This is a genomic window from Paenibacillus sp. Paensp38 (genome assembly GCF_059491915.1).
Window position 1 is genome coordinate 4607501 of the sequence record NZ_CP168516.1, and the last position, 7500, is coordinate 4615000.

The 7500-nt window shown below is 48.6% G+C and carries 4 protein-coding genes, 21 tRNA genes and 2 rRNA genes (2 of these 27 only partly in view); 3 read left to right on the forward strand and 24 right to left on the reverse strand.

What is annotated here, in order from left to right:
* A protein-coding gene (locus ACEN8J_RS20340) for a Crp/Fnr family transcriptional regulator (protein WP_029516024.1) crosses the window boundary here: on the reverse strand, positions 1-654 show its 5' portion. 87 nt of this gene lie to the left of the window's left edge; 654 of the gene's 741 nt are visible here — the first part of the coding sequence; the start codon lies at positions 652-654; its stop codon lies beyond the left edge, outside the window.
* A gap of 299 nt (positions 655-953) precedes the next feature.
* On the opposite strand from ACEN8J_RS20340, the gene ACEN8J_RS20345 reads away from it, so the two are divergent.
* The 3 genes from ACEN8J_RS20345 to ACEN8J_RS20355 all read left to right on the forward strand — a co-directional run bounded on the left by ACEN8J_RS20345 (position 954) and on the right by ACEN8J_RS20355 (position 3295).
* Positions 954-1403, forward strand: coding sequence for a GAF domain-containing protein (locus ACEN8J_RS20345; RefSeq protein WP_029516025.1), 450 nt, complete (start codon positions 954-956; stop codon positions 1401-1403).
* A 142-nt stretch (positions 1404-1545) separates the two neighbouring features.
* Positions 1546-2199 carry a response regulator gene (locus tag ACEN8J_RS20350; protein ID WP_342425561.1) on the forward strand — a complete coding sequence of 218 codons (654 nt, stop codon included), beginning with the start codon at positions 1546-1548 and terminating at the stop codon, positions 2197-2199.
* A complete protein-coding gene (locus tag ACEN8J_RS20355; RefSeq protein WP_342425560.1) occupies positions 2192-3295 on the forward strand; it encodes a PAS domain-containing sensor histidine kinase in 1104 nt (367 codons plus the stop codon). Before ACEN8J_RS20350 ends, ACEN8J_RS20355 begins: the two co-directional genes overlap by 8 nt.
* 202 nt (positions 3296-3497) lie before the next feature.
* Here ACEN8J_RS20355 and ACEN8J_RS20360 read toward each other — a convergent pair.
* The 23 genes from ACEN8J_RS20360 to ACEN8J_RS20470 form a co-directional block, all read right to left on the reverse strand.
* Positions 3498-3568: transfer RNA gene (locus ACEN8J_RS20360), tRNA-Gly, on the reverse strand.
* A 9-nt stretch (positions 3569-3577) separates the two neighbouring features.
* Positions 3578-3651: transfer RNA gene (locus ACEN8J_RS20365), tRNA-Pro, on the reverse strand.
* Positions 3652-3673: 22 nt separating this feature from the next.
* Positions 3674-3750, reverse strand: a tRNA-Arg gene (locus tag ACEN8J_RS20370).
* 26 nt (positions 3751-3776) lie between these two features.
* A tRNA-Cys gene (locus ACEN8J_RS20375) sits at positions 3777-3847 on the reverse strand.
* A 10-nt stretch (positions 3848-3857) separates the two neighbouring features.
* Positions 3858-3932 (reverse strand) — tRNA-Gly (locus tag ACEN8J_RS20380).
* A 6-nt stretch (positions 3933-3938) separates the two neighbouring features.
* A tRNA-Leu gene (locus ACEN8J_RS20385) sits at positions 3939-4025 on the reverse strand.
* A gap of 14 nt (positions 4026-4039) precedes the next feature.
* Positions 4040-4115, reverse strand: a tRNA-Lys gene (locus ACEN8J_RS20390).
* Positions 4116-4119: 4 nt separating this feature from the next.
* Positions 4120-4194 (reverse strand) — tRNA-Gln (locus ACEN8J_RS20395).
* Between the two features lie 17 nt (positions 4195-4211).
* A tRNA-His gene (locus ACEN8J_RS20400) sits at positions 4212-4284 on the reverse strand.
* 19 nt (positions 4285-4303) lie between these two features.
* Positions 4304-4389 (reverse strand) — tRNA-Tyr (locus ACEN8J_RS20405).
* Positions 4390-4393: 4 nt separating this feature from the next.
* Positions 4394-4469: transfer RNA gene (locus ACEN8J_RS20410), tRNA-Thr, on the reverse strand.
* A gap of 26 nt (positions 4470-4495) precedes the next feature.
* A tRNA-Phe gene (locus tag ACEN8J_RS20415) sits at positions 4496-4568 on the reverse strand.
* A gap of 65 nt (positions 4569-4633) precedes the next feature.
* Positions 4634-4710 (reverse strand) — tRNA-Asp (locus tag ACEN8J_RS20420).
* A 25-nt stretch (positions 4711-4735) separates the two neighbouring features.
* A tRNA-Met gene (locus ACEN8J_RS20425) sits at positions 4736-4809 on the reverse strand.
* A 29-nt stretch (positions 4810-4838) separates the two neighbouring features.
* Positions 4839-4914, reverse strand: a tRNA-Val gene (locus ACEN8J_RS20430).
* Between the two features lie 6 nt (positions 4915-4920).
* Positions 4921-4992, reverse strand: a tRNA-Glu gene (locus tag ACEN8J_RS20435).
* A 32-nt stretch (positions 4993-5024) separates the two neighbouring features.
* Positions 5025-5116 (reverse strand) — tRNA-Ser (locus ACEN8J_RS20440).
* A gap of 3 nt (positions 5117-5119) precedes the next feature.
* A tRNA-Met gene (locus ACEN8J_RS20445) sits at positions 5120-5193 on the reverse strand.
* 35 nt (positions 5194-5228) lie between these two features.
* Positions 5229-5304: transfer RNA gene (locus tag ACEN8J_RS20450), tRNA-Asn, on the reverse strand.
* A 4-nt stretch (positions 5305-5308) separates the two neighbouring features.
* Positions 5309-5384: transfer RNA gene (locus tag ACEN8J_RS20455), tRNA-Ala, on the reverse strand.
* Between the two features lie 22 nt (positions 5385-5406).
* Positions 5407-5483: transfer RNA gene (locus tag ACEN8J_RS20460), tRNA-Ile, on the reverse strand.
* Positions 5484-5519: 36 nt separating this feature from the next.
* Positions 5520-5636 (reverse strand): 5S ribosomal RNA (gene rrf, locus ACEN8J_RS20465).
* 149 nt (positions 5637-5785) lie between these two features.
* A 23S ribosomal RNA gene (locus tag ACEN8J_RS20470) occupies positions 5786-7500 on the reverse strand; it runs 1212 nt beyond the window's last position.

Below are 7500 nucleotides of genomic sequence, written 5' to 3' on the forward strand. Positions count from 1 at the left end.
CTTTCCATCCCTTGTATCTAGGGTTCCCTGTTCTTTCAGCGCGCTCAGCATCCGGTTCACACTCTCGCGCGTCGCTCCAATCATCTCACCTAATTCGGAGTGACTTAGCTTCATATTTAGTAAAATGCCATCCTTCACAGCCACGCCACATGTATTGCTAGCACGGATCAATGTAGACGCTAACGCTCCAGTTTTACCATACAACAGTAAGTCCCGAAAACGCGATTGCATAATGCGTTGCTTCATCGCCATCCACTGGATGAACTGAAGTGCCATTTCCCCATTTTTGGACAAGAGCGACTCCAGATCCTTAACAAGCACGACGCCTAACTCACACACATCGGCTGTTTCCGCAGTGCAACTATACTCTTCTCCATCTATCCCGCTAAATTCCCCAATTAAGTCGCCTTGATGCTGAATGGTCAGAATCAGTTCTTTACCATCTTCTGTCGATTTACGAAGTTTGACATGACCTGAATGTATATAATAAAGCTGCTCTGCATCATCGCCCTCTCGGAAAAGCATAACGCCTGCCTTTACCTTCTTCCAGGACATAATATCTTTTAGCAGATCAAAATGCTCATCTGTCAAATAAATCTGAATTCCCGTGCGTTCCGCTTCGTCCCCAAACCGTTCCATACAAGTGGCTTGCATGTTAGCGTCCTCCTCGTGTTTACCTGATATCTATATCATAATGTTTTAACGCCTGGGTTGTTATCGGGAGAACACCTGATTTTATACCTTCCTACTCCCTGATTTGCTGTGATAAATATCACTTCTGAAGTAAGCTAACGCCCCATTTATCGACCATTTCCCTACTCCTTATCCGACCAGATGAAAAGTCAGTGTTTCCTGCGCCTATAGATCAGGGGGTTCCCCGATCTACTTTTGCAACTGTCGAAACTACAATGAACTAGAGATATAGTTTGGTTATGAAAAAGGATGTGTCTTCTATGCTACAAATAACGGATGAAATGCGAAAAGAACTGAACCAGTTGAGAGATACTATTTATGGTGATCTCACTGCCCTTGCATTTATGTCCAAGTCAGGTGGTAAGTTGCATTGGTATTACGCCTCCGGCAGCCGAAGCAATCGCTATCGCCTTATTTCTTTTAAGATTGGCCATGGTATTGCCGGGATGGCTGTTCGCTTGGGACGTACCGTAACTGTAAGTGCTTTGCTATCAGGTAGTATACGTCTGCGTCAGGAATGTGCACTAATGCTGGCCGAGCAGCTTCACTCTGCTGTTGCCATTCCCTTTTCCAGCACAGGGGATCTGCCCAACGGTGTGCTGCTTCTTGGTAATCGTGATGTGAGGATGTTCACAGAGTCTGATATAGCCGAGGCTACTCAAGTCGCTCAACGCCTTAGCCAACTATGTGCTTACCCTCTCACTCCATAGCTCAACAATGTTTCTATAGATAATGAACCTCATCAGATACTTGATATAGCTGTCCCTAACTATCTTTGTTGATTGAAATCCCTAAAATTTGCTATGATTATGACAAAACGTACGGTTTTTTACCGTTCGAGGGGATGACAAATTGATTCGTATACTAGTAGTGGATGATCACGTTGTCGTACGTTCTGGCCTCATGGCCCTATTGGACGGCAAAAACGGTATTAAGGTAGTAGGAGATGCAGCAGACGGGGATGAGGCTATCTGCAAGGCAGTGGAGTTACAACCTCATGTTGTGCTCATGGATTTTAGCATGCCACCTGGCAAAGATGGTCTCACGGCAACCACTGAATTAAAAAAACAGTTGCCCAATACAGAAGTCCTTATTTTAACGATGCATGACGATGAAGAATATCTATTCCGAGCCATTCAGGCTGGAGCATCCGGATATATTTTAAAAAGCGCACCTCACGAGGAGTTACTCGCTGCCATCCAGTCTGTGGCCGAAGGTAGTGCCTATTTGTACCCGAATGCAACCAAACGACTGATGAGTGAATATCTGGACAAAATCAAACAGGAAGGCATAGCCGGACCCTATGAATCCTTGTCTGAGCGGGAGAAAGAGATTCTATCCTGGGTAGCCAAAGGATATGCCAACAAGGAAATTGCCGAGCACCTGGTGATTAGTGTCAAAACCGTAGAGTCCCATAAAAGCAATCTTATGGAGAAGCTTAACTTGAAAACACGACCTGAGCTAGTCAAATTCGCACTAAAAAAGGGGCTGCTCCATTATGAATGAACCTTCTAACCCTTTACTGCAGCATGCCTTTGGTGAATCAACCGATAAACTGCTGAATGATCTGGAAATTTATATACCAGAATCCCCTTTTCTTCATGCGCTGCGTAACTCACTCCACCAATTATCCAATCTGAAATTTGCTCTAGATGCGTCTTCCATCGTTGCTTTGACCGATCATCGAGGTATTATTCAGTACGTAAACGACAAGTTCTGTGAGATTTCGCAATACAGTCGTGAAGAGTTGATCGGTCAGGATCATCGTCTCATTAATTCAGGCTATCATACCCCCGCCTTCATGAAAAATCTGTGGACTACGATCCGTTCAGGTGAGGTATGGCAAGGAGAAATACGTAATCGTGCTAAAGATAACAGCTACTACTGGGTGAATACTACGATCGTTCCGTTTATGGACGAGGAAGGTAAACCCTATCAGTACTTAGCGATCCGCAATGAGGTCACTAAACTGAAGAGAGTAGAAGCTGAACTTCAGTCTATGATGACACAAGTCATGCAAATACAGGAAGAAGAACGTAAACGCTTTTCAAGAGAGCTGCATGATGGGATAGGGCAAAGCTTATTTTCACTTATTATCCAATTGGATAGCCAACTTGCCGAACAACCTAGTGCTACTCTGGAGAATCTTCGTTCGCAGGTGACCGACATCATCAAAGATGTTCGTGGTCTAGCGTGGGAACTTCGTCCCTCAGTTCTGGATGATCTGGGTGTCGTCCCAGCCATAAGAACCTATATTGAAAACTTCTGTTCTCATTACGGGATTGAGGTGCATTTTCAATGCAATCTACGTAAACGGGTTGATATTCGCAAGGAAATTACAATTTATCGGATTGTACAAGAGGCGTTAACGAATGTAGCCAAATACGCAGATGTAGCAGAGGCATATGTCGACGTTGAGGATCAAAATGAAATGATACAAGTGACCATTCGGGATAAAGGCATTGGATTCTCTGGAAAGTCCCAAGGAGAGGGAGTTGGATTGTTCAGTATGGAAGAACGAGCTAGAGGGGTAGGGGGATTTATGAGCATAACCTCTGCTCCAGACGAGGGAACCTCCATCCAGCTGACCATTCCCGTATAAAAACTGTCCACTAGATCGGTTATCGGTGTATGCCAGTTGTATGATCAGAACGATATACACCGATACCGAAGATTATGGATAATCAACACATTGTGGATTACATGAGGATAAATACAAAAAAAGAGAGAGCTCTGTCCCCAGACAGGCTCTCTTTATTTATAAGGTGTCACCACTGAGGCAACAAGAATCCGCTATAGCAAAAAGCGGGTGATGGGAATCGAACCCACGCTACCAGCTTGGAAGGCTGGAGTTCTACCATTGAACTACACCCGCAAAACAGTATCGGGATGACACGATTTGAACATGCGACCCCCTGGTCCCAAACCAGGTGCTCTACCAAGCTGAGCTACATCCCGACATTATACATTTTTTAAGAAATGGCGCGCCCTGAGAGATTCGAACTCCCGGCCTTTTGATTCGTAGTCAAACGCTCTATCCAGCTGAGCTAAGGGCGCATATTAAATTCCATAATGAGTAGTCAAGGCGCCACCCAGATTTGAACTGGGGATGAAGCTTTTGCAGAGCTTTGCCTTACCACTTGGCTATGGCGCCGTATGGATAATGGAGCGGACGACGGGAATCGAACCCGCGACCCTCGCCTTGGCAAGGCGATGCTCTACCGCTGAGCCACGTCCGCAAAATATGGTGCGGTCGAGAGGACTCGAACCTCCACGGGGGTTAGCCCACACGGACCTGAACCGTGCGCGTCTGCCAATTCCGCCACGACCGCAAAATAATTATAAATGGTGAGCCATGAAGGACTCGAACCTTCGACACCCTGATTAAAAGTCAGGTGCTCTACCAACTGAGCTAATGGCTCTTAATGGCTGGGGATATAGGATTTGAACCTATGCATGACGGAGTCAAAGTCCGTTGCCTTACCGCTTGGCTAATCCCCAATAGATTAAGAATAAAGGGCGGCCGATGGGGCTTGAACCCACGAATGCCGGAGTCACAGTCCGGTGCGTTAACCACTTCGCCACGACCGCCATATGATTATGAAAAGACTGGTGGAGGATGATGGATTCGAACCACCGAACCCGTAAGGGAGCAGATTTACAGTCTGATGCGTTTGGCCACTTCGCTAATCCTCCAAAATGGTGCCGGCGAGAGGACTTGAACCCCCAACCTACTGATTACAAGTCAGTTGCTCTACCAGTTGAGCTACACCGGCACATTACTCATTTCCCACTTGAAAGGTGGCTCGGGACGGAATCGAACCGCCGACACGAGGATTTTCAGTCCTCTGCTCTACCGACTGAGCTACCGAGCCATATTTTATTTTATTACTACATCATATAACCGCATTATATATGCCAATTATATATGAAGTTAAAATGGCGGAACTGACGGGATTCGAACCCGCGATCTCCTGCGTGACAGGCAGGCATGTTAGGCCTCTACACCACAGTTCCAGAGGCATTTCCAATAGGAAATTAATTGCGGGGGCAGGATTTGAACCTACGACCTTCGGGTTATGAGCCCGACGAGCTACCGAACTGCTCCACCCCGCGACATTAAAAGGCATTCTCAAATTTTCTTATGGTGGAGGCTGAGGGGATCGAACCCCCGACCCTCTGCTTGTAAGGCAGATGCTCTCCCAGCTGAGCTAAGCCTCCATATTATGACCCGTAGGGGATTCGAACCCCTGTTACCTCCGTGAAAGGGAGGTGTCTTAACCCCTTGACCAACGGGCCTTGCAAAATAAGTTCTGGTCTCAATAAATTGATGGCGGAGAGAGAGGGATTCGAACCCTCGCACCACTTTCGCAGTCTAACCCCTTAGCAGAGGGTCCCCTTATAGCCACTTGGGTATCTCTCCGAGTAGCGGCAGAGGGGATCGAACCCCCGACCTCACGGGTATGAACCGTACGCTCTAGCCAGCTGAGCTACGCCGCCACCTTAATATATAAAATTCAGAAATATTCAAAATATGGCTCCCCGAACAGGACTCGAACCTGTGACAACTCGATTAACAGTCGAGTGCTCTACCAACTGAGCTATCAGGGAATATTGGTGGAGCCAAGCGGGATCGAACCGCTGACCTCCTGCGTGCAAGGCAGGCGCTCTCCCAGCTGAGCTATGGCCCCAATCTTTTTGTTATTCTAGAAGTGGTGGGCCTTAGTGGACTCGAACCACCGACCTCACCCTTATCAGGGGTGCGCTCTAACCAGCTGAGCTAAAGGCCCTAACATGTAAAAATTTATCATCCTCTAAAGGATATCGCTTGGCGACGTCCTACTCTCCCAGGACCCTGCGGTCCAAGTACCATCGGCGCTGGAGGGCTTAACGGTCGTGTTCGGGATGGGTACGTGTGGAACCCCTCCGCTATCGCCACCAAACATGAATTTACATCGTAAATTCTTTCGTATGATATTCGCTTCATCACTTATCGTGTGAATGAATAGCTATGCGCTTGTTGTATGTATTTCTACATACCTTCAAGGTTACACCTTGAAAACTGGATCCGAAACTCATTTGCGTTTTATCTTAGGATAAGCCCTCGACCGATTAGTATTGGTCAGCTCCATGCATTACTGCACTTCCACCCCCAACCTATCCACCTCGTCGTCTTCAAGGGGTCTTACATACTGGGAAATCTCATCTTGAGGGGGGCTTCACGCTTAGATGCTTTCAGCGCTTATCCCTTCCGTACATAGCTACCCAGCGGTGCTCCTGGCGGAACAACTGGTACACCAGCGGTACGTCCATCCCGGTCCTCTCGTACTAAGGACAGCTCCTCTCAAATTTCCTACGCCCACGACAGATAGGGACCGAACTGTCTCACGACGTTCTGAACCCAGCTCGCGTACCGCTTTAATGGGCGAACAGCCCAACCCTTGGGACCTACTTCAGCCCCAGGATGCGATGAGCCGACATCGAGGTGCCAAACCTCCCCGTCGATGTGGACTCTTGGGGGAGATAAGCCTGTTATCCCCAGGGTAGCTTTTATCCGTTGAGCGATGGCCCTTCCATGCGGTACCACCGGATCACTAAGCCCGACTTTCGTCCCTGCTCGACTTGTAGGTCTCGCAGTCAAGCTCCCTTCTGCCTTTGCACTCTTCGAATGATTTCCAACCATTCTGAGGGAACCTTGGGGCGCCTCCGTTACTCTTTAGGAGGCGACCGCCCCAGTCAAACTGCCCACCTGACACTGTCCTCGTACCGGTTTACGGTACCAAGTTAGAACCTAGATACGATCAGGGTGGTATCCCAAGGATGCCTCCCTTCAAGCTGGCGCTCAAAGTTCGACGGCTCCCACCTATCCTGTACAGATCGTACCCAAATTCAATATCAAGCTGCAGTAAAGCTCCATGGGGTCTTTCCGTCTTGTCGCGGGTAACCTGCATCTTCACAGGTATTAAAATTTCACCGGATCTCTCGTTGAGACAGCGCCCAAGTCGTTACGCCATTCGTGCGGGTCAGAATTTACCTGACAAGGAATTTCGCTACCTTAGGACCGTTATAGTTACGGCCGCCGTTTACTGGGGCTTCGGTTCATAGCTTCGCTCTTGCGAGCTTACCACTCCCCTTAACCTTCCAGCACCGGGCAGGCGTCAGCCCGTATACTTCGCCTTGCGGCTTCGCACAGACCTGTGTTTTTGCTAAACAGTCGCTTGGGCCTTTTCACTGCGGCCCCCTCGGGCTATTCACCCTACCGAGGCACCCCTTCTCCCGAAGTTACGGGGTCATTTTGCCGAGTTCCTTAACGAGAGTTCTTCCGCGCGCCTTAGAATTCTCTTCTCGCCTACCTGTGTCGGTTTGCGGTACGGGCACCTTCTCCTGGCTAGAGGCTTTTCTTGGCAGTCTGAGATCATGACCTTCGCTACTACAATTTTCGCTCCCCATCACAGCCCAGCCTTACGATGTGCGGATTTGCCTACACATCAGCCTCACTGCTTAGACGGACATCCATCAGTCCGCGTCACTACCCTACTGCGTCACCCCATTGCTCATAACGGATTACGGTGGTACAGGAATTTCGACCTGTTGTCCTTCGACTACGCCTATCGGCCTCGCCTTAGGTCCCGACTTACCCTGAGCGGACGAACCTTCCTCAGGAACCCTTAGGCTTTCGGCGGATCTGATTCTCACAGATCTTTTCGTTACTCATACCGGCATTCTCACTTGAATGCAGTCCAGCGCTCCTTACGGTACACCTTCAACCCGCATTCAACGCTCCCCTACCCCTGATGCAAGCATCAA

What these genes read in the sequence shown, in the direction of transcription:
- ACEN8J_RS20355 (WP_342425560.1), top strand. Translation starts at nt 2,192, where the DNA reads ATGAATGAACCTTCTAACCCTTTACTGCAGCATGCCTTTGGTGAATCA.
- ACEN8J_RS20345 (WP_029516025.1), top strand. Translation starts at nt 954, where the DNA reads ATGCTACAAATAACGGATGAAATGCGAAAAGAACTGAACCAGTTGAGA.